This window comes from Streptomyces sp. NPDC026672, assembly GCF_040638185.1.
Taxonomy (GTDB): Bacteria; Actinomycetota; Actinomycetes; order Streptomycetales; family Streptomycetaceae; genus Streptomyces.
The window spans coordinates 182822-205291 of sequence record NZ_JBEZXS010000010.1 but is presented as its reverse complement, the minus strand read 5'-3'; the positions used below and the strand labels follow the sequence as shown (position 1 = coordinate 205291).

18 protein-coding genes are annotated in these 22470 nt (G+C 73.2%); 7 read left to right on the top strand and 11 right to left on the bottom strand.

What is annotated here, in order from left to right; genetic code table 11:
* Nucleotide 1: 1 nt before the first annotated feature.
* From AB0F77_RS14580 to AB0F77_RS14565, 4 genes are all read right to left on the bottom strand, one after another.
* A complete protein-coding gene (locus AB0F77_RS14580; RefSeq protein WP_361946972.1) occupies nucleotides 2-943 on the bottom strand; it encodes a sugar ABC transporter permease in 942 nt (313 codons plus the stop codon).
* Entirely contained in the window at nucleotides 943-2292 is a 1350-nt protein-coding gene (locus tag AB0F77_RS14575) for an ABC transporter substrate-binding protein (RefSeq protein ID WP_361946969.1), read from the bottom strand. The genes AB0F77_RS14580 and AB0F77_RS14575 overlap by 1 nt, the downstream gene beginning before the upstream one ends.
* A gap of 54 nt (nucleotides 2293-2346) precedes the next feature.
* Nucleotides 2347-3558, bottom strand: a complete 1212-nt coding sequence (locus AB0F77_RS14570; protein WP_361946966.1) for an ROK family transcriptional regulator — start codon at nucleotides 3556-3558, stop codon at nucleotides 2347-2349.
* 197 nt (nucleotides 3559-3755) lie between these two features.
* Complete coding sequence (locus tag AB0F77_RS14565; protein ID WP_361946963.1) at nucleotides 3756-4850, bottom strand: mechanosensitive ion channel family protein; 1095 nt, start codon at nucleotides 4848-4850, stop codon at nucleotides 3756-3758.
* A 337-nt stretch (nucleotides 4851-5187) separates the two neighbouring features.
* Between AB0F77_RS14565 and AB0F77_RS14560 the strand changes: the two genes are divergently transcribed.
* On the top strand, nucleotides 5188-5724 hold the full coding sequence (locus AB0F77_RS14560) for an HNH endonuclease (protein ID WP_361946960.1): 537 nt from the start codon (nucleotides 5188-5190) through the stop codon (nucleotides 5722-5724).
* A gap of 79 nt (nucleotides 5725-5803) precedes the next feature.
* Here AB0F77_RS14560 and AB0F77_RS14555 read toward each other — a convergent pair whose 3' ends face one another.
* From AB0F77_RS14555 to AB0F77_RS14540, 4 genes are all read right to left on the bottom strand, one after another.
* Nucleotides 5804-7159 (bottom strand): hypothetical protein, encoded by a 1356-nt coding sequence (locus AB0F77_RS14555; RefSeq protein ID WP_361946957.1) that lies wholly within the window; start codon nucleotides 7157-7159, stop codon nucleotides 5804-5806.
* Nucleotides 7153-7914 carry an ABC transporter ATP-binding protein gene (locus AB0F77_RS14550; RefSeq protein WP_361947119.1) on the bottom strand — a complete coding sequence of 254 codons (762 nt, stop codon included), beginning with the start codon at nucleotides 7912-7914 and terminating at the stop codon, nucleotides 7153-7155. Before AB0F77_RS14550 ends, AB0F77_RS14555 begins: the two co-directional genes overlap by 7 nt.
* 65 nt (nucleotides 7915-7979) lie before the next feature.
* Complete coding sequence (locus AB0F77_RS14545) at nucleotides 7980-9095, bottom strand: zf-HC2 domain-containing protein (protein ID WP_361946954.1); 1116 nt, start codon at nucleotides 9093-9095, stop codon at nucleotides 7980-7982.
* Complete coding sequence (locus tag AB0F77_RS14540; protein ID WP_361946951.1) at nucleotides 9092-9700, bottom strand: RNA polymerase sigma factor; 609 nt, start codon at nucleotides 9698-9700, stop codon at nucleotides 9092-9094. Before AB0F77_RS14540 ends, AB0F77_RS14545 begins: the two co-directional genes overlap by 4 nt.
* Before the next feature lie 212 nt (nucleotides 9701-9912).
* On the opposite strand from AB0F77_RS14540, the gene AB0F77_RS14535 reads away from it, so the two are divergent.
* The 3 genes from AB0F77_RS14535 to AB0F77_RS14525 all read left to right on the top strand — a co-directional run bounded on the left by AB0F77_RS14535 (nucleotide 9913) and on the right by AB0F77_RS14525 (nucleotide 12552).
* The gene (locus AB0F77_RS14535; RefSeq protein WP_361947116.1) at nucleotides 9913-10122 is read left to right on the top strand and encodes a hypothetical protein; all 210 of its coding nucleotides are present in this window, start codon (nucleotides 9913-9915) and stop codon (nucleotides 10120-10122) included.
* Nucleotides 10123-12219 (top strand): 4-alpha-glucanotransferase, encoded by a 2097-nt coding sequence (gene malQ / locus AB0F77_RS14530; protein WP_361946948.1) that lies wholly within the window; start codon nucleotides 10123-10125, stop codon nucleotides 12217-12219.
* A gap of 81 nt (nucleotides 12220-12300) precedes the next feature.
* Nucleotides 12301-12552: a hypothetical protein gene (locus tag AB0F77_RS14525; RefSeq protein ID WP_361946945.1), complete on the top strand. Its 252-nt coding sequence runs from the start codon at nucleotides 12301-12303 to the stop codon at nucleotides 12550-12552.
* Nucleotides 12553-12717: 165 nt separating this feature from the next.
* Here AB0F77_RS14525 and pepN read toward each other — a convergent pair whose 3' ends face one another.
* Nucleotides 12718-15294, bottom strand: coding sequence for an aminopeptidase N (gene pepN / locus AB0F77_RS14520; protein WP_361946942.1), 2577 nt, complete (start codon nucleotides 15292-15294; stop codon nucleotides 12718-12720).
* 158 nt (nucleotides 15295-15452) lie between these two features.
* On the opposite strand from pepN, the gene AB0F77_RS14515 reads away from it, so the two are divergent.
* Nucleotides 15453-15926: a DUF1203 domain-containing protein gene (locus AB0F77_RS14515; protein ID WP_361946939.1), complete on the top strand. Its 474-nt coding sequence runs from the start codon at nucleotides 15453-15455 to the stop codon at nucleotides 15924-15926.
* Between the two features lie 51 nt (nucleotides 15927-15977).
* Here the strand turns inward: AB0F77_RS14515 and AB0F77_RS14510 are convergent, their stop codons facing one another.
* On the bottom strand, nucleotides 15978-16994 hold the full coding sequence (locus AB0F77_RS14510; protein ID WP_361946936.1) for an aspartate-semialdehyde dehydrogenase: 1017 nt from the start codon (nucleotides 16992-16994) through the stop codon (nucleotides 15978-15980).
* 333 nt (nucleotides 16995-17327) lie between these two features.
* Between AB0F77_RS14510 and AB0F77_RS14505 the strand changes: the two genes are divergently transcribed.
* Nucleotides 17328-17879: a sigma-70 family RNA polymerase sigma factor gene (locus AB0F77_RS14505; protein ID WP_361946933.1), complete on the top strand. Its 552-nt coding sequence runs from the start codon at nucleotides 17328-17330 to the stop codon at nucleotides 17877-17879.
* A 1-nt stretch (nucleotide 17880) separates the two neighbouring features.
* Nucleotides 17881-18837 (top strand): hypothetical protein, encoded by a 957-nt coding sequence (locus AB0F77_RS14500; RefSeq protein ID WP_361946930.1) that lies wholly within the window; start codon nucleotides 17881-17883, stop codon nucleotides 18835-18837.
* 85 nt (nucleotides 18838-18922) lie between these two features.
* Here AB0F77_RS14500 and AB0F77_RS14495 read toward each other — a convergent pair whose 3' ends face one another.
* Nucleotides 18923-22237 carry a S8 family serine peptidase gene (locus AB0F77_RS14495; RefSeq protein ID WP_361946927.1) on the bottom strand — a complete coding sequence of 1105 codons (3315 nt, stop codon included), beginning with the start codon at nucleotides 22235-22237 and terminating at the stop codon, nucleotides 18923-18925.
* Nucleotides 22238-22470: the final 233 nt, after the last annotated feature.

Sequence of the window (22470 nt, the reverse complement as noted above, 5' to 3'; positions counted from 1 at the left end):
ATCAGTCACCTGTCCCGACGAGACCGCCCCGGCGCCGCATCAGCAGCGCGGTGAACGCCATGGACAGGGCGAACAGGACGAGGGCGACGACACACGCCGAGCCGTAGTCGAAGCGCTGGAAGCCGAGGTTGTAGACGAGTTGGGGGAGGGTGAGCGTGGACTTCTCCGGATAGCCGGGCTCGAACTGGGTGCCGGCGCCCTGGATCACGCCCGAGGCGACCTTCCCGGCGATGAGCGGCTGCGTGTAGTACTGCATCGTCTGGATCACGCCGGTGACCACGGCGAACATCACGATGGGCGAGATGTTCGGCAGGGTGACGTACCGGAAGCGCTGCCAGGACGAGGCGCCGTCCAGTTTCGCCGCCTCGTACTGCTCCGTGGGGACGTCGAGCAGCGCGGCCATGAAGATGACCATGAGGTCGCCGATGCCCCACAGGGCCAGCAGGGTCAGGGCCGGCTTGGACCAGGAGGGGTCGTTGAACCAGCCCGGCGCGGAGATGCCGGCCTTCTCCAGGATCGAGTTGACCGGGCCCGTACCGGGGTTGAGCAGGAAGGCGAAGGCCATGGTCGCGGCGACCGGCGGAGCCAGGTAGGGCAGGTAGAACAGGGTGCGGAAGACGCCCGTGCCGGTCTTGATCTTCGTGATGAGCAGACCGACGCCGAGTCCGAACACCACCCGCAGGCTCACCATGACCAGCACCAGCCACAGGGTGTTGCGCAGGGCGGGCCAGAAGTAGGGGTAGTGCTCGAAGACGTACGCCCAGTTCTTCGTGCCGTTCCAGGTCGGCGGCCGGAAGCCGTCGTAGTGCATGAAGGAGAAGTAGACCGTCGAGATCAGCGGGTACGCGAAGAAGACCGCGAAGCCGACGATCCACGGCGACATGAAGGCGGCCGTCCGCAGCGCCGCCCGGCGGTGCTTGGACGCGAGGGTGACGCCGCTCATCAGCGGGCCTGCGCGATGTCCGTGTCGATCTGCTCGGCGGTCTTCTTCAGGCCGGCCTTCAGATCGGTGACCTTGCCGCTCTCGTAGTCGTAGCCGAAGTTCTGGATCGTCGTGAGGTACACACCGCCGTTGACGGAGGCGGGCGACGTGGTGGAGTCGGGGTTCGCGGCGATGTCCAGGAACGTCTTGAAGCGCTCGTCGTACTTCAGGTCCGGGGACTTGAGCGCGGCCAGCGTGGAGGGCACGTTGTGGATGGCGTTGGAGAAGCCGACCACGGCGTCGGTGTCCGTGGTGATGTACTTCACCAGCTCCCAGGCCGCGTTCTGCTTCTTGCTGGTGGCGGCGATGCCGGCGATGGTGCCGGTGATGTAGCCCTTGCCGTACTGGGCGGCCTGGTCGTCGGGGACGGGCAGCGGGGCCACGCCGATCTCGAACTTCGGCTTGGCGTCCAGGGCCATGCCCAGGCGCCATTCGCCGTCGAGCTGCATGGCGACCTGACCGGTGTGGAAGGGGTGCTTCGGGCCCCACTCGTCACCGAGCTTGGAGCGGTAGGTCTCCAGCTTCTTGTAGCCGCCGAGTTCGTCGACGAGCTTCTTCTGGAGGGTGAACCCGGCCTCGAAGGCGGGGTCGGTGGCCAGTTGCGACTTTCCGTCCTTGCCGAAGTAGGTCGGCGAGAACTGCCCGAGGTAGTGCTCGGTCGTGGTCTCCCAGCCGTGGTAGTTCGGCATGAAACCGAGCTGCTTGTAGCTGTCGCCGTCGTCGACGGTCAGCTTCTTGGCGTCGGCCTCGAACTCGGACCAGGTCTTCGGCGGGGCGGTGATGCCCGCCTTCTCGAACGCCGTCTTGTTGTAGTAGAGGCCGTAGGCGTCGCCGAGCAGCGGCACCGTGCAGCGGTCGCCCTCGAACTGGGTGTACTCGTTCATCGCCTTCGGGAAGGTCTTCTCCGGGTCGACGCCCGCCTTCCGGAAGAACGGGTTGAGGTCGACCAGCGCGCCCGAGGAGCAGAACTTGCCGACGTTGTTCGTGGTGAACGAGGAGATGACGTCGGGGGCCTTCGAACCGCCCGTGCGCAGCGCCTGGTTCATCTTGTCGTCGGTCATGTTGCCGACCACGTTGACGTGGATGTTGGGGTGGGCCTTCTCGAAGCCCGCGATCAGCGACTTGACCGCCGCCACCTCGTTCGGCGCGCTCCAGGCGTGCCAGAAGTTGATCGTGGTGTCCTTGGAGGCGTCGTCCGAGGCGCCGGAGTCGGACTGGCCGGTACAGGCGGTCAGCAGGGCCAGCGAGGCGGTGAGCGCGGTGAGGGCGAAAGCCGTCTTTCGGGCGGCTGAGGGTATGGCTTCGGGCATGGCGGGGTCTCCCTGGGACGGGCGGTGGAAGGGGGATGAGGCCGTGCGGGGGGCTCAGCGCGAGGTGTCGAAGACCTCGTCACGGGTGGTGGCCAGGGCGCGCTCCAACGCGCCGCGCAGCACCGGGTGTTCGCGTACGTCGCCGACGACGAGCCGGGGGCGGGGCGCCGCCAGCTCCTCCAGTTCGGCCTGGACGAGGCCGCGCAGCACCTCGCCGCCGGAGGTGAGGGCGGTGCCGCTGAGGACGACGAGTTCGGGGTCGAGGACGGAGACGAGCGAGGCGAGACCGGTGGCGAGCCGGGTCGCGTAGGCGCGCAGCAGCTCGCGGTGGGGGCCCGAGGCGTGGTCGGCGGCGCGGGCCACGAGCGCGGCGGCGGCCTCGGTGTACGGCCCCGTCGGCACGTCCTCGATGCCGAGTTCCCGGGCCAGTCGGGGCACGGCCTGGGAGCCGGCGAGCTCCTGGTAGCCGCCGCTGTTGGCCTTGGTCACCTGGCGGACCAGGGGTGCGCCCGGCACCGGCAGGAAGCCGACCTCGCCGGCGCCGCCGGTCCAGCCGCGGTGCAGTCGGCCGCCGAGGACCAGGGCGGCGCCGAGACCCTCCTGGCTCCACAGCAGCACGAAGTCCTCGTGGCCGCGGGCGGCGCCGAGGCGCTGTTCGGCGAGGGCGACGAGGTTGACGTCGTTCTCGTACTCGACGGGCATCGGCAGCGCTGCGGCGAGGTCGTCGAGCAGCGCGGGGGAGTGCCAGCCGGGCAGGTGGGAGGCGTAGCGCAGCCGCCCGGTGTTCGGATCGAAGGCGCCGGGGGTGCCGATGACGAGGCGGTGGACGTCGTCGCGGGAGAGCCCCGCGGCCTTCACCGCGCCGTCGAGGGCGTCGGCGACCTGGCGTACGACGGGCTGCGCGGGGCGTCGGCCGGGGGTGGGCAGTTCGTGCTCGCCGACCGTGCGTCCGGTGACGTCGGCGACGGCGGCGCGGATGCGGCCGGGGGTGACGTCGAGCCCCGCGGCGTACGCGGCGGCCGGATTGACGGAGTACAGCTGGGCGTTGGGCCCCGGCCGGCCCTCGCTGGTGCCGGTGGCCAGCACCAGCCCTGCGGCTTCGAGGCGGGCGAGGAGCTGGGAGGCGGTGGGCTTGGACAGGCCGGTGAGCTTGCCGATGCGGGTGCGTGACAGGGGGCCGTGCTCCAGGAGGAGGTCCAGGGCGGCACGGTCGTTCATCGCGCGCAGGACGCGTGGGGTGCCCGGCGTACCGGCGGATCCTGCCATGCGGGTCGACACCTGCCTTTCCGGCTGCCCACCTTCCCAGTGCCCGGCCGTGACGTCCACCCGTGATCACTGTTAGGAAAGTTTCCTATTGGGTGGGAGGAACGTAAGCCAGCGCGCAGCGGGCGTCAATACACGTCACCCCCGCGGCAACACGTTCGTTACCTCGGGGGCGGGTGGCGGGCGGTGGTCAGGACCGGCTACTTCGTCGGCGGACGCTGCTGTGTGATCGGGGTCGCCGCCAGGGACTGCGGGGAGGCCGCGTCGTTGAAGGCGGAGGGGGCGCCGACCGCCGCCGACGGGTCCGCGGCCGCCTCCTCGGGAATGGCCGTCTCGCCGCCCACGATACGGATGGAGGCCGCGTCGAAGGCGCGCTTGACCCGCCAGCGCAACTCCCGCTCCACCGACAGCGACTTGCCCGGCATCGTCTTCGCCGAGAGCCGCACCACCATCGAGTCGATCAGCACGCTGTCCAGGCCCAGCACCTCGATCGGGCCCCACAGCAACTCGTTCCAGGGCTCTTCCTTGGTCATCTTCTCGGCGACCTCGTCGAGCGTGGCCTTGACCTTGTCCAGGTCCTCGGAGGCCCGGACGGTCACGTCCACACCGGCCGTCGCCCAGCCCTGGGAGAGGTTGCCGATCCGCTTGACCTCGCCGTTGCGGACGTACCAGATCTCGCCGCCCGCCCCGCGCAGCTTGGTCACGCGCAGGCCGACCTCGATGACCTCGCCGGAGGCCACGCCCGCGTCGATCTGGTCGCCGACGCCGTACTGGTCCTCCAGGATCATGAACACGCCGGAGAGGAAGTCCGTCACCAGGTTGCGCGCGCCGAAACCGATCGCGACGCCGGCCACACCGGCGGAGGCCAGCAGCGGCGCCAGGTTGATCTGGAACGTGGCCAGCACCATCAGCGCCGCCGTGCCCAGGATCAGGAAGCTCGCCACCGAGCGCAGCACCGAGCCGATCGCCTGCGAGCGCTGGCGCCGCCGCTCGGCGTTGACCAGCAGCCCGCCGAGCGCGGTGCCGTCCACCGCCTGCACGGTCCGGCTCATCCGGTCGATCAGCTTGGTGATCGCCCGCCGCACCACCACTCTGAGCACCGCCGCGATCACCAGGATCAGCACGACCCGCAGGCCGATCGCGAGCCAGGTCGACCAGTTCTGCTCGACCCAGCCGGCGGCGTTCGTCGCGCCCTCCTGGGCGTCCTGGAGCGTGGGGACCGTCGGTGCCGGCGACTCCGTGTCGGACGGCGACGGTGACGGACCGGCGGCCAGTAGGACGGCGGACAAGGACACGGCAGGTACCTCCAGGTGCGTGCTGCCCGGGACCGGTTCGGCGGTCTGGTCGTACGGAAACGAGTGTCTCGGGTGGGCGGGAGCACGGAAAGGACACCGGACGGGCAGAACCACCACACTAACGGGGCATTGTGCGCGCTTCGCGCGATGCGCCCAGGAGAGACCGGGCTCACGCGGGCTTGAACAGGTGGCCGCCCGGGGGATGAATGCAGGTGTGGTCGAAAACACTCCCAGCCCGTTACCGGGACATGGTGGCGCTTCCACCAGGCATGAGGGGAGACTGACTACGGATCGTCCCGGCGCGAGCCACGCGTCGCCGGCGTACAAGGAGGCATCCGTGCCGCATGTCCTGGTCCTCAACGCGTCGTACGAGCCGCTCGGCGTCGTACCGCTCCGCCGCGCGCTCGTCCTCGTCCTCGAGAACAAGGCAGTCTGCCTCGAGGAGTCCGGCGCCTTCATGCACAGCGCAACCGTCACAGTCCCCGCACCCAGCGTGGTCCGGCTCAAGCGATTCGTCCGGGTTCCCTATCGGGGGCCCGTTCCTCTGACCCGTCGCGCCCTGTTCGCCCGCGACGGGGGCCGGTGCATGTACTGCGGTGGCGTCGCAACCAGCGTCGACCACGTCATCCCGCGCAGCCGCGGGGGCAAGCACGTCTGGGACAACGTGGTGGCGTCCTGCCGCCGCTGCAACCACGTGAAGGCCGACCGCCACCTCGTCGAGATCGGCTGGCGGCTGCGCCACAAACCCGCTCCGCCCACCGGTCTGGCCTGGCGCATCATCGGCACGGGCCATAGGGATCCGCGCTGGCTGCCCTACTTGCAGCCGTACGGCGCGGACGACGCCATGGCCCGGATCGACGGCATCTCCGCCTGACGATCCGGGCCTTCGTTTCGCCCCGCGGCCCCTCGGCCGCGGGGTCCACCGGCGCGCCCGACCCGCCGGAGCCGCCGGGTCACAAGACGGGCAACCCCGCCGGATCGCAGCGGGCGACCGCACCGAAGTACGCCGACAACCAGTCCCGGCGCTCCTCCTCGCCCAGCGACTCCAGCCGGGCCCGCGCCGCGAGCCGCCGCTCCAGATCGTGCCGCCGCTCGGCCGTGCCCCGGGCGTCCAGACCGTCGAAGTACGCCTCCTTCGGATGCGGCGCCAGATGGTGCAGCACCGCGTCACCCGCGACGCGCAGCCGAGGGTCGTCGCACTCCGCGCCCCGGGTCAGCGCCATGGCCGCCTCCCACGCGTACCGCCGCGGATCCGTGAGCCGTCCCCGCACGACCGACCAGCCGACCGGCGTGAGCATGGGCAACTGGACCTCGTCCCGGCGCGGCTCGCCGAGGCGGTCCTCCCAGCGCACCGGCAGGTTCCGTACGCCCTCCAGCTTCCCGGTGACACCCGACAGCGCCTCGCCGACCTGCGGGAGCAGGCCCGGATGACGGGCGTTGACGCAGACCGCCGGGGCCACGGAGGTGTCGCACACCTGACGGCGGGCAGGCGGATCGGTGCGCCACAGCCCGTCACCGGTCTGCACGAGCAGCGCGCCCGCGGCCGCCGCGGCGGCCAGCGGCAGCAGGGCCGTCGCCCGCCGCTGCGCCGCGCACGCCAGCACGGCCGCTCCCGCGAGGCCCGCCGTCCACACGGCCAGGACCGCCGGCTGCCACCACACCGGCACGGCGTCGCCGCCTCCCGGCGCGAAGGCCGGGTCGAGAGCCGCGGCCGGGCCCCCGTTCGCGTAGATCGGGAGGCTGAGGGCCAGATATCCGGCGATCGCCACCAGCGGGGCCGCGAGCCGGGAGGGCACCGCGCGTCCCACCGCATGTCCCACCAGGACCGCCGCCACGAGCGCCACCGTGTCCGCCGGGACCGACGCGAGACGGGGCCCGCCGCCGGGGGCCCAGGGCCAGGTGGCGAGCAGGGCCAGGGCCACGACGGCCAGATGGCCGGCCGCCGTCCACAGGGCGACGGGCAGGGCCGAGGCCAGGAACCGGGCGAGCGGCGACCGCACCGCCGACGCCAGCACCTCCTCGGTACGGTGTCTGCGTTCCCGCCCGCCCTGCCAACAGCCCGCGGCGGCCGCCAGGGGCAGGGCGACCAACTGGGCGGAGTGCAGCCTCCCGACGGTCTCCGCCCAGTCCCCCTGCCAGCTCGCCGGGGACCCGGCGAGCACCCCGCCGACCACCACCAGTACGGCGCCCCCGGCCCAGGGCCCCGGTCCGCGCAGCACCTCGGCCCGCAACGGATGCCGCCCGGACCCCGGTCGCGGACCGACGCCGCTGCTCGGGATCGTCACCGTGTTCCTCGGGGTCGTCACCATGTCGTCTCCTGGGGGTTCGTGCGGGTCCTGTGGGCCCTCAGGGCCGCCGTGTAGCCGCGTTCCACGGGGTGGTCGCCGGGGAGGTCCGGGTGTGCGCCGAGGGCGCCGAGGCCGGCCGGGGTGCCGCGGTAGGCGACACGGCCCCCGTCGAGGAGGGTGACCTCCGTGCAGGCGGCGGCCACGTCCTCCACCAGGTGCGTGGAGACCAGCACCGTCGCCGAGGTGCCCAGGTCGCGCAGCAGCGCCCGGAACTCCACGCGCTGCTCGGGGTCGAGACCGGTGGTCGGCTCGTCGAGCAGCAGCACACGCGGCTCGTTGACGATCGCCTGGGCGACGCCGACCCGGCGGACCGTCCCGCCGGACAGCGTGCGGATCTTCGCGTCGATCCGGTCGGCGAGCCCGACCCGCGCCACGGCCCGCTCGACCGCGGCCGGCGCATCGGCCGCGGGCAGCTCCTTCAGCCAGGCGACGTACGCCACGAACTCACGCACCGTGAACCCTCGATAGTGGCCGAACTCCTGTGGCAGATAGCCGAGTCGGCGACGGACCTCGGTGCGGTGCCGGGCGTCGTCCACGTCCCCGCCGAGCAGCTCCACCCGGCCGCCGGACGGCCGCGCGACCGTCGCCAGCACCCGGATCAGCGAGGTCTTGCCCGCCCCGTTGGGACCGAGCAGCCCGTGCACACCCGTGCCGAGCGCCAGGTCCACCCCGTCCAGCGCGACCGTCCCGCGGTGCCGGACCCGCAGCCCGCTCACCCGCACGGCAGCCCCGTCCCCCTCGGACACGGTCGTCGTCTCCTCCTTGTCGTCTTCGGACACGGTCACCACGGCTCCGGTCGGTCGTAGGCGGTACGGCGGACGGCCACGACGGCGGCGCACAGCACGGCCGCCGCCGCCCAGGCACCCTGCGCCGGGGCGCCGTCCACCCAGCGGGCCAGCTGCCCGGCCAGCCGGGAGCCGAGCGCGCCGCCCGGCGCGGCGAGGGCCGGCGCGAGGACGGCGGCCAGCCAGCAGCCCCCGGCCACGGCGGTCCCGGTCCGGCAGCCGACGTACGAGCCCAGCGCCAGCGAGCCCAGGGTCAGGGCCAGCCCCGGCAGCAGCCAGGCGGCGGCACCCGGGGCGCCCGAGACCGGCAGCAGCAGCCCGGCGAGGGTCAGCAGCGGCAGGCTCACCACGAGGACGGCGGCCGTCCGGGTCAGCGCCAGCCGCAGCCCGCCCGACGGCGTGGCCGCCGCGATCTCGTGCAGGGGGTCGGCGTGCGGCCCGTAGGACAGGGCGACCCCGGCGACCGGCACCAGCGGCGCCACGGCCAGCAGCAGCGTGTGCGCGGCGGCGACCTCGCCCCCGTGGGCCAGGGCGAGCGCGCCGGCGGCGACGAGCAGCAGGGCGGGGAACCAGCCGCCGCGCACGGCGGGACCGGCGGCCCACAGCAGCCGGGCCACTCGCCGCCCGCCCACCCGCCCGAGGCCCCGCGCCCCCGCCTCGCGGATGTCCGCGAGGACGGTGAGGGGGCGGCTTCCGGGTGCGGCGGTCCGCGCGGTCCACGGGAGCCGTGCCGGGCGGTGTGCGTGCGGGTGGCCGAAGCCCCCCGCCCCCCTCCCCGGCTCGCGCACACCCGCGGTACCGGCGCCGTGCCGGGCGGCGAGCACTCCGAGCCGGGCGGCCCACGGCGGCCGTGCCGGGCGGTGTTCGTATGGGTGGGGAAGCGGGTCCGGCGCCGGGGCCGCGGCCAGGACCGCCCGCCGTACGTCCGCGAGGACCGGCCCCGCCGCCGTCGCCCGCACGGCCGCCGACACCCGGGCCGCGCACGCCCCGCAGCGCTCCAGATGTGCCTCCAGGGACCATGCCTCCGGGTCCGGCAGGGTGCCGTCCGCGTACCGGGCGACGAGGTCGCCGCGGGCGTGCCAGGAGCCGGTGTCGTCCGGGTTTCTGCTCATGCCGGGCCTCCCGCCGGGGCCGGGCGCACCTGGGCCAGGGCCGCGCGCAGTTCGGCGCGGGCGCGCAGGGCGCGGGACTTGACGGTGCCCTCGGGTATGCCGAGCAGCCGGGCGGCCTCGCGGGTGCTCAGCCCGTCGACGACCGTGGCGCGCAGCACCTCGCGCAGCTCGGGGGAGATCCGGTCGAGGGCGGTGCCGACGTCGCCGTACTCCAGCCCGGCCAGCACCCGGTCCTCCGCGGACTCGTGCGCCTCCCGGGCGGTGGGCACCGGCGCGGTCGCGCGGGCCGCGCGCTCCTGGGCGCGGCGGGCGTCGACCAGGCGGCGCGCGGCGATGGTCCACAGCCAGCCGCCGGCCTCCTGCCCGCGGTGCCCGGCCGCCGACCGCCACACCGTCACGAACGTGTCCTGGACCACCTCGCGCACGACCTCGGGGTCCGCGCACCGCCGGACCAGCCGCGCGTGCAGCCATCCCGCGTGCCGGTCGTACAGCATGGCCATCGCCGCCGCGTCCCCCTCCGCCACGGCCCGCAGCAGCGCCGCGTCACCCGTTTCGTCCCGTTCGTCCTTCTCGCGGTGGCCCCCCACGGGGCGGAACAGTCTCACACCCCCTTTATCGACGGACCCGACGTCCTCGGTTCGTCGGCGGTTCGGTGTCGGGTCTTCCCAGGGGTTTCCTCCGGTTTCGCCGCTTCGGTGGGTGCGGAGAGTGCGGATGGCCCGATGGGGTAGGCCCCCTGTGTCCCGGCAGAAGCCATACCGATCCGTACGACGAGGAGGCCGCCGTGGCCGTATCGGTCCAGACCCCGCTGCCCGCCCTGTCCAAACGCGTGCCCCGCCCCTCCGGGGAACCCGATCTGCGGCTGTGCGTGTTCAGCGCGGAGAGCGCCTGCGCCGAGGCGCCGCTCACCAGCGAGCCGCCGCTGCCCGACGCCGAGCCCCTGACCAGCGAGCCGCCCCTGGCCGACGCCGCCCCGCTGACCAGCGAGTCCGACGCGCCCGCGGACGACCGCGGCCCGGGGCTGTAGATGGCGGCGCCCGGGCCTCACGACGAGGACCTGTCCCGGCTCGCCGAGCTGCACGGCGTCGCCACCTCCTACAGCCCCTCCCCGGACCGCACGGTCGCGGCGTCGCACACCGCGGTCGTCGCGGCCCTGGCCGCGCTCGGCGTGGACGCGAGCACCCCCGGGGCCACCCGGACCGCCCTCGCCGCCCGCGAACGCGAACTGCGCGAGCGGCTGCTCCCCCCGACCGTCGTCCACTGGACGGACGCCCCCGGCGACGCCCTGCCCGAACTGCCGCCCGGCACCCGGCTGCGCGTCGAGACCGAGCAGGGCGCCTCCCGCACCGACACCGCGGGCCTGCCGACCGGTGTCCACCGCGTCATCGCCACCGCCCCCGACGGACGCACCGCCGAGACCTGCCTCGTCGTCGCCCCCGCCCGGCTGCCGGAGGCCGCCGGACGCTCGTACGGACTGCTCGTCCAGCTCTACTCCCTGCTGTCCCGCCGCTCCTGGGGCATGGGCGACCTCGGGGACCTCGCCGAGCTGGCGAGCTGGGCCGGACGCACCGCAGGCGCCGGATTCGTGCAGGTCAACCCCCTGCACGCCGCCGTGCTCGGCACCCCCACCGACCCCTCCCCCTACCGTCCCTCCTCCCGCCGCTTCCCCGACCCGGTCCATCTGCGGGTGGAGGCCGTCCCGGAGTACGCCCACGTCGCCGACCGCGACCGCCTCGGCGCCCTGCTGGAGCGCGCCGAGACCCTGCGCGGCGCCGTCCTCGACAAGGGCGCGCTCATCGACCGCGACGCCGTGTGGGAGCTGAAGCGCGAGGCCCTGGAACTCGTCGTGCGGGAGGTTCCCCTCGGCCCCGGCAGGCAGGCCGCCTACGACGCCTTCCGCGCCGAGGAGGGCGAGGCGCTGGAGGACCACGCGACCTGGTGCGTGCTCGCCGAGACCCACGGCCCCGACTGGCACGCCTGGCCCGTGGAACTGCGCGACCCCCGCTCGCCCGCGACCGCCCGCGCCCGCGCCGAACTGCGCGACCGCGTCGACTTCCACACCCGGCTCGCCTGGCTCACCGACGGCCAGCTCACCGCCGCCCAGCGCGCCGCGCGCGAGGCGGGCATGCCGGTCGGGATCGTGCACGACCTCGCCGTCGGCGTGCACCCGGGCGGCGCCGACGCCTGGGCGCAGCAGGAGTACTTCGCCGCCGGGATGTCGGTGGGCGCCCCACCGGACGCCTTCAACGCCCGCGGCCAGGACTGGGGCCTGCCGCCCTGGCGCCCCGACCGGCTGGCCGCCTCGGGCCACGCCCCCTACCGCCACCTCCTGCGCGCCCTGTTCCGCTACGCGGGCGCCCTGCGCATCGACCACGTCATGGGCCTGTTCCGGCTGTGGTGGGTGCCCCAGGGACTCCCGCCCACCGAGGGCACCTACGTCCGCTACGACGCCGAGGCCATGCTCGCCCTCCTCGCCCTGGAGGCGTCCCGCGCCGGGGCCGTGGTGATCGGCGAGGACCTGGGCACCGTCGAGCCGGGCGTGCGCGAGACGCTGCACGAGCGCGGGGTGCTCGGCACCTCCGTGCTGTGGTTCGAACGGGATTGGGAGGGCGACGGCCTGCCACTGCCCCCCGGACGCTGGCGCGCGGACTGCCTCGCCACCGCAACCACCCACGACCTGCCGCCCACCGCCGCCCGGCTCACCGGCGAGCACGTCGAACTCCGCGACAGCCTCGGCCTGTTGACCCGCCCGCTCGCGGAGGAGCGCGCGGCCGCCGCCGCGGACACCGCGGAGTGGCTCGCCCTGCTCACCAGCCTGGGCCTGCTCGACACCCCGGCCGGGACCGACCCGGTGAGCGCCGAGGAGGCGGAGATCCGGGCCGTGCACCGCTTCCTGCTGCGCACCCCGGCACGTCTGGTCGGCGTCTGGCTGCCGGACGGCGTCGGCGACCGGCGCCCGCAGAACCTGCCGGGGACCTGGGACCAGTACCCGAACTGGCGGCTGCCCCTCGCCGACGCCGACGGCCGCCCCCTGACCCTGGAGGAGCTGACCGCGTCACCCCGGCTGCGCGCCCTGCTGGCGGTGGTGCGGCCGGTGGGGGAGCCACCGGCGGACGGCGGGTGAGGGGTGGGCGGGAAGGGCGGATTCCTCCCTGACGGCACCCCGGACGCGCGGCCCTCGGGGGCGTTGGATACGTTGGGCACCGTGGACAAGAAGAACGCCCTGCGCGCCGGCGCCCTGGCCGCCGGTACGACGCTGATGATGCTGCTCATGTCGTCCCCCGCGCTCGCGCTCACGCGCGACGACGGCGACGACCCCGGCACGGGCCTGAGCGTCATCGAGACGCTCGGCCTCTTCGTTGTGGCCCCGCTGGTCCTGTTCGGGGTCATCGCGGGCCTGGTGATGGTCCTCGACAAGTCCAAGCACCGGGTCACCAAGCCCAAGCCCGTGGCCTGACCCACCCGCCACGAACACAAGAGGGGCACCCGGCACGATGCCGGGCGCCCCTCTTTCACGTACGGCTCCGCACGCGCCCCGCAGGGGCGCGGGGAACTGCGCGACGAGCCACGACGGTGCCGCACCCGAACGACGACACCTCGCGGCTTATCCGGCTCTTCCGGCTCAGGCGGCCGACGTCGCGTCCGCGGCCTGTGCGCGCAGGGCCCGCTCGACACCCGCGCGGGACTCCGAGACGAGACGGCGCAGCGCCGCGCCCGGCTCCGCCGACGACAGCCAGGCGTCGGTCTCGCGGAGGGTCCCCTCGGACACCTGGAGCGACGGGTAGAGGCCGACGGCGATCTGCTGGGCCATCTCGTGCGAACGCGACTCCCAGACGTCCTTCAACGCCGCGAAGTACTTTTCCGTGTACGGCGCCAGCAGCTCACGCTGGTCGGTCTGCACGAAGCCGGAGATCACCGCCTCCTGCACGGCGTTGGGCAGCTTGTCGGACTCGACGACCGACGCCCACGCCTCCGCCTTGGCCTCCTCGGTCGGCCGGGCCGCCCGCGCGGTGGCCGCGTGCCGCTCGCCGGCCGCGGTCCGGTCCCGCTCGTACTCGGCCGCGATCTCCGCCTCGTCGAAGCGGCCCACCGCCGCCAGGCGCTCCACGAACGTCCAGCGCAGGTCCGTGTCGACGGCCAGGCCCTCGATCGTCTGCGAGCCGTCCAGCAGGGCCTCCAGGAGGTCCAGCTGCTCCGGGGTGCGCGCGGTCGCCGCGAAGGCGCGCGCCCACGCCAGCTGGTGGTCGCCGCCCGCACCGGCCGCGCGCAGATGGGCCAGCGTGGCGTCGGTCCAGCGGGTGAGCAGGGCCTCGCGTGCGGTCGGGTCGGCGTACAGGTCGACCGCCAGCTTCACCTGGCGGTGCAGGGACTGCACGACGCCGATGTCCGACTCCTTGCCGATGCCGGACAGCACCAGGGACAGGTAGTCGCGGGTGGCCAGTTCGGCGTCCCGGGTCATGTCCCAGGCCGACGCCCAGCACAGGGCGCGCGGCAGGGAGGCCTCGAAGTCGCCCAGGTGCTCGGTGACGACCCTCAGCGACTCCTCGTCCAGGCGGACCTTGGCGTACGACAGGTCGTCGTCGTTGAGCAGGATCACGGCCGGGCGGGGCCGGCCGGTGAGCTGCGGAACGGCCGTCAGCTCGCCGTCGACGTCCAGCTCGACGCGCTCGCCGCGCACCAGCTTGCCGCTCGTGGCGTCCAGGTCGTACAGGCCGATCGCGATGCGGTGCGGGCGCAGCACCGGCTCGCCCTTGGCGCCCGCGGGCAGGGCCGGGGCCTCCTGGCGGACGGCGAAGGAGGTGACGACGCCGTCCGCGTCGGTCTCGACCTCCGGGCGCAGCACGTTGATGCCGGCCGTCTCCAGCCACTTCTTCGACCAGGTGCGCAGATCGCGGCCGGAGGTCTCCTCCAGGGCGCCCAGCAGGTCGGACAGGCGGGTGTTGCCGAAGGCGTGCCGCTTGAAGTACGCCTGCACGCCCCGGAAGAACTCGTCCTCGCCGACGTAGGCGACGAGCTGCTTGAGGACGCTCGCGCCCTTGGCGTAGGTGATGCCGTCGAAGTTGACGAGCACGTCGTCCAGGTCGCGGATGTCCGCCATGATCGGGTGCGTGGAGGGCAGCTGGTCCTGCCGGTACGCCCAGGTCTTCATGGAGTTGGCGAACGTGGTCCAGGAGTGCGGCCACCGGGAGCCGGGGGCGGAGGCCTGGCAGGCGATGGAGGTGAAGGTGGCGAACGACTCGTTCAGCCACAGGTCGTTCCACCACTCCATGGTGACCAGGTCGCCGAACCACATGTGGGCGAGCTCGTGCAGGATCGTCTCGGCCCGCACCTCGTACGCCGCGTCCGTCACCTTGGAGCGGAAGACGTACTGGTCGCGGATGGTGACGGCGCCCGCGTTCTCCATCGCGCCCGCGTTGAACTCGGGCACGAAGAGCTGGTCGTACTTCTTGAACGGGTACGCGTAGTCGAACTTCTGCTGGAACCAGTCGAAGCCCTGCCGGGTCACCTCGAAGATGGCGTCCGAGTCGAGGAACTCGGCGAGCGAGGGCCGGCAGTAGATGCCGAGCGGCACGGACTGGCCGTCCTTCTCGTACACGCTGTGCACCGAGTGGTACGGGCCGACGATCAGGGCGGTGATGTACGACGAGATCCGCGGGGTCGGCTCGAAGACCCAGACGTCGTCCTTGGGTTCGGGCGTGGGCGAGTTGGACACGACCGTCCAGCCGGTCGGCGCCTTCACCGTGAACTGGAACGTCGCCTTGAGGTCCGGCTGCTCGAAGGAGGCGAAGACCCGCCGGGCGTCCGGCACCTCGAACTGGGTGTAGAGGTACGCCTGTTCGTCCACCGGGTCGACGAAGCGGTGCAGGCCCTCACCGGTGTTGGTGTACGCGGCGTCCGCGACCACGCGCAGGACGTTGCGGCCCTCCAGGAGGCCCGGCAGCGCGATCCGCGAGTCCTTGAAGACCTCGGCGGGGTCGAGCGGGTCGCCGTTGAGCGTCACCTCGTGGACCTCGGGGGCCACGAGGTCGATGAAGGATTCGGCGCCGTTCTCCGCGACGTCGAAGCGCACCGTGGTCACGGACCGGTAGGTACCGCCCTCCTGCGCGCCGGAGAGGTCGAGATCGATCTCGTACGAGTCAACGGTGAGCAGCTTCGCCCGCTGCTGTGCCTCTTCGCGAGTCAGGTTTGTGCCAGGCACGCGGTCATCTCCTCGTTATGTGTGGGTTGCGCCATCCTTCCATGCCGCCCGCGTCCCGAGCGATGACCGGGCCCGCTCGCCCCCTGCCCGGCCCGACCGGGCAACACGACGCCCGTTCGCCGCCGACGGACGGGACGGACGGACGGGAGCCTGGAGCCATGACGACGTACACGGCACGGCCCATCGACCCGACGACGCTGAAGGAACTGCGCACTGCGGACGACGCGGGCCGCCCCATGGGCCCCTTCGTGGACGAGGAGGGCGGAGCCCCACTGCGCTGCTGTCTGCGCCGCAGCACACCCGGCGAGCGGATCGCCCTGGTCTCGTACGCACCCCTGCGGCGCTGGGCGGGGGAGACGGGCGTGGATCCCGGGGCCTACGACGAACAGGGACCGGTGTTCCTCCACGCGGACCCGTGCGAAGGCCCCGACCTCGACGGGTATCCGTTCACGGGCGCCCACCGCACGGTCCGCCGCTATGGGCGGGACGGCCGTATCCTCGGCGGCTGCCTGGTCGAGGACGGTGTCGGGACGGCGATCGAGGAGGCGTTCGCGGATCCGGACGTGGCGCTCGTCCATGTGCGGGCGGTGGAGTACGGGTGCTTCCTGTACGAGGTCCGCAGAGGCCGGTGAGCACGGGGCGGGGGCGCCCGCCGGATCGGTGGGCGCCCCTCGCGGTGTTTTCTACCGGTTGAGCTCGGTCGCCACCAGCTCTGCGATCTGTACGGCGTTCAGGGCCGCGCCCTTGCGGAGGTTGTCGTTGGAGACGAACAGGGCGAGGCCGTTGTCCACCGTCTCGTCGCGGCGGACGCGGCCCACGTACGAAGGGTCCTGGCCGGCCGCCTGGAGGGGCGTGGGGATGTCGGTGAGGACGACACCCGGCGCGCCGGCCAGCAGCTCCGTCGCCCGCTCAGGGGACAGCGGGCGCGCGAAGCGGGCGTTGATCTGGAGGGAGTGGCCTGAGAACACCGGGACGCGGACACAGGTGCCGGAGACCTTCAGCTCCGGGATCTCCAGGATCTTGCGGGACTCGTTGCGGAGCTTCTGCTCCTCGTCGGTCTCGTTCAGGCCGTCGTCGACGAGGTTGCCCGCGAAGGGGACCACGTTGAAGGCGATCGGCCGCTTGTAGACCTGCGGCTCGGGGTAGTCCACCGCCGCCCCGTCGTGGGTGAGCCGGTCCGCGTCGGCGACGACCTTCAGCGTCTGCCCGTGCAGCTCGGCGACGCCCGCGAGGCCCGAGCCGGACACCGCCTGGTAGGTGGCGACGACCAGCGCCTCCAGGCCCGCCTCGGCGTGCAGCGGCCGCAGCACCGGCATCGCGGCCATCGTCGTGCAGTTCGGGTTGGCGATGATGCCCTTGGGGCGGTCGGCGATCGCGTGCGGGTTGACCTCGGAGACCACCAGCGGCACGTCCGGGTCCCTGCGCCAGGCCGAGGAGTTGTCGATCACGACCGCGCCCTGGGCGGCGACCTTCTCGGCCAGCGCCTTCGAGGTCGCGCCGCCCGCCGAGAACAGCACGATGTCCAGGCCGGTGTAGTCGGCCGTCGCCGCGTCCTCCACCGTCACGCCGTCCAGGACCGTGCCCGCCGAGCGGGACGAGGCGAACAGCCGCAGCTCGTCCACCGGGAAGTCGCGTTCCGTGAGGATCCCGCGCATGACCGTGCCCACCTGACCGGTGGCTCCGACGATTCCGACCCTCACTGCGACTCCTTTGGTGTGGCCTGCGGCTGTCCCCGGCGTGACCGGGGCTTTTCCATCATGCGTCTCACCCGGCCCGTCATGTCCAATCCTTTGCTCAGGGGATGGGACACGCGTCACCCCCGGCGCACACGGTGATCCGCAGATATCGGCCCGCGACGCGCCGGGGACCGCAAACCGTGCCGAACGGGCGGCCCGGTCGCGGGGTTTGTCCAGCGGGGTGGTACGAGGATGTCCGGCCGGATGTGACGTACGCCATCCGCGGTGACCGCCGACGGCGAACGTTTCGACCCCGTGCGGCGTCATAGGGGAAACGCGGCGAGGGGAGGGGTGGCTGTGCTGCGCAGAAAGGCCCGCCGCGGCCAGGAGGCGGACCGGGGCGGGGAGCCGGACCGCGGCGGGGACGATCCGCTGGACGCGGACCAGGAACGCCGGGTGCGGGCGGTGCTCGCGCTGGGCGGCGTGCCGCAGGCGGACCTGCCGGACGGGGTGCAGCAGGTCCGCCTGCGGCTGCTGGAACGGGCCGCGAAGGGACACGAGGCGCCGCGGGACGTGTCGGCGTGGGCGGCGGTCGTCGCCTCCCGGCTCGCGATGGACTGGCACCGTGCCAAGCGCCGCCAGGAACGGCTGGGGGAGCGGCTGGCCGCGCTGCGGCAGACGGAGCATCCCCCGGGGGAGGACACCAGCCTGCTGTCCCTCGCCGTGGCCCGGGGCCTGGACGGGCTCCCGGACGCCCAGCGCCAGGTGCTCGTGCTGCGCTTCTACGCCGACCTGCCGGTGCGCGCGATCGCCGAGGAGCTCGGCGTCCCCGAGGGCACGGTCAAGAGCAGGCTGCACACAGCGGTCCGCGCCCTGCGCACCCGCCTGCACGAGGACGAGGTGGTCTGACATGCCGGCCGAACACGACAACACCGACAACACCGGCAACGCCGGCAACGTTGCTGGCACTGGCAACGTCGGCAGCGCCGAGAACGTCGGCAACGTTGCTGGCATCGGTAATACCGGCAGCGCCGAGAACACCGGCAATGCCGGCAACGTCCGTGACACCGGCAGCAGTGACGGCACCGTCGGCGCCGCCCCCCGGGCCGGAGGCCCCGCCGTCCCGGACGCCCTCCTTGCCGCGCTCGTGGACGCGCCCCTGCCCCCCGAGGCCCGCACCGACCCCGTGTTCCTCGCCGAGTACGAGGCCGCGGCGGCCGATCTCGCGCTGCTGCGCGACCAGGTGCGCAGGATCGGCGACACCCTGGCCGACCTCCCGGCCCCGGCCCCGGCCGTCGCACCCGAACACGACTCCGCCGCGCCCGCGTCCGACGGCTCCGCACCGGCTCCTGGCCCCGCTCGGGCGTCCGGCCGATCACCCGCCACCGGCTCCCTCCTCCGTCCCCAGCCCCGGCGGACCTGGTTCCCGCGGGTGGTCGGGGGGATCGTCGCCGTCCTGGTCGTCTCGGTGATCGCGGGGACGGGATGGCTCGTCGTACGGGGGAGCGGGGGCGGGCAGCGGGCCGACAGCAGCAGTGCCGCCCAGTCCGCCGGACGGGCGGACCGCGGGTGTGCGCGGCTCGTGGTCGAGGGGGACGTGGTGCGGGTCGAGGCGGGTCCGGGGGACGGACGGGAGCGGGTGACCGTGCGGGTGACCCGGTACTACCGTCCGGACCGCGGCGCGGAGCAGGTCACGGTCGTCACCGACCGGAGCCTCGCCCCGCGCCCCCACGAGGGCGACCACGTCCTGCTGGCCCTGCCGAGCCGGGGCAGCACCCCCGACCTGTGGGTCACCGGCGAGGCGGACATCGCCGCCCGGCGGGCCGCCGTACGGAAGGAGACGGCGGAGAGCTGCCCACAGGGGTGAGGGCTGCCCACAGGGGTGAGGGCCGCCGACGGGAAAGGGGCGGGCGCCCGTGCCGGACGCCCGCCCCCACCGCCGTGGACGATCCCTACGGCGTGACCTTCTCGATCTTCACGCTGCCCGTGCCCGCCACCGTGCCGTGCGCGTTCAGCAGTTGGACCTGCCCGAAGAACTCCCGTCCAGCGGGCGCCTCGGCCGCCGCCGTGACCTGCCCGCTCACCGTGGCCGACGCCCCCGTGGCCAGCTCGACCGGCGCGCTCCCGCCGACCGTGACCGAGCCGAGCGCGGGGGAGAAGAACACGTCCCGGTAGTCGTAGTCGGTGGAGCCCGCAGGCACCGAGTAGCCGAACACCTCGATCGTGTAGGTGCCCGCCGCCGGCCTGTTGACGGACACCGCCTCCTCGGAGTCGCCGTCCGCGGACTGCGCGACCTGCGCCCCGCTCGCGTCGAACACCGTCAGGTCAAGGTCCGCAGCCGGGTCGGAGACGCCCCCGATGGCGACGTCGAGCGACGTGGCGCCCGCCGGCACGGTGACCGTCGTGGTCCGCGTCTCGCCCTCGGTGATGCCCGGCCGGCCCGACGCGGAGGAGCCGAGCGGCCCGCCGACCAGGGTCCCGGTGAGCGCGGCGAACGTGTTGGTCACCTTCCAGGACGCCTCGGTCGGCGTGCCGACCTTCGCCTCGGGCACGGTCACCGTCCCGGGGTCGAAGACGGCGCCCAGCACGGTGACCCCGAGCCGGTACGGGTTGTCCAGCAGCGGCGAGGTACGACGCGCCTCGACCTCGACCTCCCAGACACCGGGCTGCGGGTCGGCGTACGCGCGCACGTCGGGCCGGCAGCCGTTGCCGTCGAGGTAGTTGTTGTAGCAGAACGGCGTCGACGTGTTGTCGACGGGAACGCCGTACGGGTGGATCGCGATGAACCGCGTCTGGCTCGCGCCCCGCAGCCCGTCGATCGCGACCTCCAGCGACGTGGCGCCCTCGGGCACGGTCACGAAGTACGACGTCGTGCTGTTGCGCTGCACCGAACCCGTCGCCGAGTAGGTGAAGTCCACCGGCGAGGAGACCACGACCGTGGTGAGGATCTGCTTGTCGGTCCCCACCGTGCGCGGGTCGTCGACCTCCAGGATCGCGCTCTTGAGGCCCGCCGAGCGCGGGGCCGCCTGGACCTTCACCGTCACCGGCCGGTTCAGCGGCAGCGCCACCACGTCGTCGCCGAGGATGCGGAAGGTGTCACCGGCGTTGTTCGCCAGGTACAGCTCGTGCCGCACCGGCCGGTCCGGTCCCGAGGTACGGGTGACGGTGACGTCGTACGTCTTCTTCTGACCGGCCTTCAGACCGCCCTCGCGGTCGTAGAGGCCCGTGCCGAAGCCGGGTGTCTCCAGCGCGAAGTCGATCGCGGTGTCGACCGGCGCCCGCACCGTGTAGTCGTGGGCTGTCGCGCCGTCCTTGATCGACTCCCAGGCGTCGACCACGTTGATGCGGCCCGCGCCCTCCTCGTAGGCCTGCGCGCCCTTGATGTGGTCGGCCGTCGAGACGAGGGCCGTGCGCAGGGTGGCCGGGGTGAGCTCGATGCCCTTCTGCCGGGCGGCGCTCAGCAGCAGCGCGCTCGCGCCGGCCGCCTGCGGGGAGGCCATCGAGGTGCCCTGGAGCATCGAGTAGCCGGCCGGCAGCGTGTAGCCCGCCTCGGCGACCGGGGCGCCCGGCAGCCAGGTCTGCGTGGAGTTGATCGCGGCGCCGGGCGCGACGAGGGTCGGCGTGAACCCGCCGTCCTCACGCGGGCCCCGCGAGGAGAACGGCATGAGCTGGTACTTGGTGGTCACCTCGGAGCCGTAGTCGGCGGCCCAGGTCTCCTTGGAGATGCCCGCGCCGACCGAGATGACCTTGTCGGCCAGGCCCGGGTCGCCGATGGTGTTGGCGCCGGGGCCGGAGTTGCCCGCGGAGATCACCAGCTGGACGCCGTAGGTGTCGATCAGCCGCGTGTACAGCTCGGCGCGCGCGTTGTTGCCGTCGTTGAGCGCCGGCAGGCCGCCGATGGACATGTTGACGACGTCGACGCCGCGGTTCGCGACCAGGTCGATCATGCCTTCGGTGAGCGCGACGTTGGTGCAGCCGCCGCTCCAGGTGCAGGCCCGCGAGGAGACGATCTTCGCGCCCGGGGCCGCGCCGTTCATCCGCCCGCCGAACAGCCCGTTGGCGGAGGTGATGCCGGCGACGTGGGTGCCGTGCTCGGACTGGATCACACCGATGTTGACGAAGTCCGCCTTCTTGCCGACCCAGGTCCCGCCGAACGGGTCCATCGGCACGTCCTTGCGGATCTGCACGACGAACGGCTGCCGCTCGACGACGTCGGTCGCCGGGTCGTCGGTGCCGAAGTAGCCGACCTGGAAGCCGTCCTTGTACGGCTTCATCGGGGTGTCGTCGGTGAAGTCGGAGTTGTTGTTCAGGTCGACGCGGACGGTGCCGGCCGCCGGGTCGTACAGCAGGCCCCACACGTCGGTGGTGTCGCCGTCCCGGTTCGCGTCGCCCGCCGCGTCACCGCCGACGGTGTACGACTCGCGGAACAGGCTGACCTGGTACGAGCCCGCGGGCGCCGTCCAGGTCCGGCCGCTGTAGGAGAAGCTCGGCCCGGAGACGGGGGTCACCTGGGGACGCCAGGTCGCGTCGCCGTCCACGATCGGGTCGGTCGCCGTCACCCAGTCGACGATCTTCCGCTCGCCCGTGGTGGTCCGCTGGAGGGCCGGGTGGCCGAGGTCCACGCCGGAGTCGAGGATGCCGATGGTGACACCGCGTCCGTCGGCCTTCGGATGCTCCCGCACGAAGTCGACGGCGCCCGTCTCGAAGGACGGGTTGTACGGGTTCTCGGCAGGGGTGTTCCTGTTCGGCGCGGGGTAGGTCTTCGCCGTCGCACCGGCCCTGGCGCCCTCGGCGGTGTCCGCGGCCGGGGTCGGGTCGTCGAGCTCGATCTCCTGGCGCAGGTCGATCGCGTGCACCGAGGACAGCTTCGCGGCGGCGGCGATCGCCGCGTCCGCCCTGCCCGTCGGGACGGTGGCCCGGACGTAGCCGAGTCCGTCGTAGGAGCGGCCCACGGAGCCGCCCTCGACCGCGTTCAGTTCACCGGCGACCTGTTCGGTCTGTCCGGGAGCGGTCGCGATCATCATGGTGACGTTCTTGTCGCCGGCCGTCTTCGCCTCGGCGAGCAACTCGGCGTCGTGCGAACCCAGCTTGTCGTGGGCCGACTTGACGCCGGGTTCGGCGTCGGAGCCGGCGGCGGTGCCGCTCGCGGCGAGGGCCACGGGGATCGGTCCGACCGCGCAGAGCGCGGCCACGAGGCCGGCGGCCAGGGCGGTGCGGACCAGGCGTCTCGCGCCCGGTATCGGGCCGCTGTCGGGCGTGTGAGTCATCGGCATCCCTTGTAGGTAAAGGCACGTTGATCACGGGCAGTCCGGATGTCGCTGCCGGACGATCGCTCAGCTTTACCCAAGGGAAAGTTGTTTGGGGAGAGTTGACCGTGGCGGGATGGATTCATGGCGTACTTCCGCCATGCGCCATCGGGGATTTAGGCGCCCAAAAGGTGATCTTTCACCGATCATCCGTCGAATGTTTCGGCGACGTGAACGCGTACAGTGCCGGGGCG

What these genes read in the sequence shown, in the direction of transcription:
- AB0F77_RS14580 (WP_361946972.1), bottom strand. Translation starts at nt 943, where the DNA reads ATGAGCGGCGTCACCCTCGCGTCCAAGCACCGCCGGGCGGCGCTGCGG.
- AB0F77_RS14575 (WP_361946969.1), bottom strand. Translation starts at nt 2,292, where the DNA reads ATGCCCGAAGCCATACCCTCAGCCGCCCGAAAGACGGCTTTCGCCCTC.
- AB0F77_RS14570 (WP_361946966.1), bottom strand. Translation starts at nt 3,558, where the DNA reads ATGGCAGGATCCGCCGGTACGCCGGGCACCCCACGCGTCCTGCGCGCG.
- AB0F77_RS14555 (WP_361946957.1), bottom strand. Translation starts at nt 7,159, where the DNA reads ATGGTGACGACCCCGAGGAACACGGTGACGATCCCGAGCAGCGGCGTC.
- AB0F77_RS14545 (WP_361946954.1), bottom strand. Translation starts at nt 9,095, where the DNA reads ATGAGCAGAAACCCGGACGACACCGGCTCCTGGCACGCCCGCGGCGAC.
- malQ (WP_361946948.1), top strand. Translation starts at nt 10,123, where the DNA reads ATGGCGGCGCCCGGGCCTCACGACGAGGACCTGTCCCGGCTCGCCGAG.
- AB0F77_RS14515 (WP_361946939.1), top strand. Translation starts at nt 15,453, where the DNA reads ATGACGACGTACACGGCACGGCCCATCGACCCGACGACGCTGAAGGAA.
- AB0F77_RS14500 (WP_361946930.1), top strand. Translation starts at nt 17,881, where the DNA reads ATGCCGGCCGAACACGACAACACCGACAACACCGGCAACGCCGGCAAC.
- AB0F77_RS14495 (WP_361946927.1), bottom strand. Translation starts at nt 22,237, where the DNA reads ATGACTCACACGCCCGACAGCGGCCCGATACCGGGCGCGAGACGCCTG.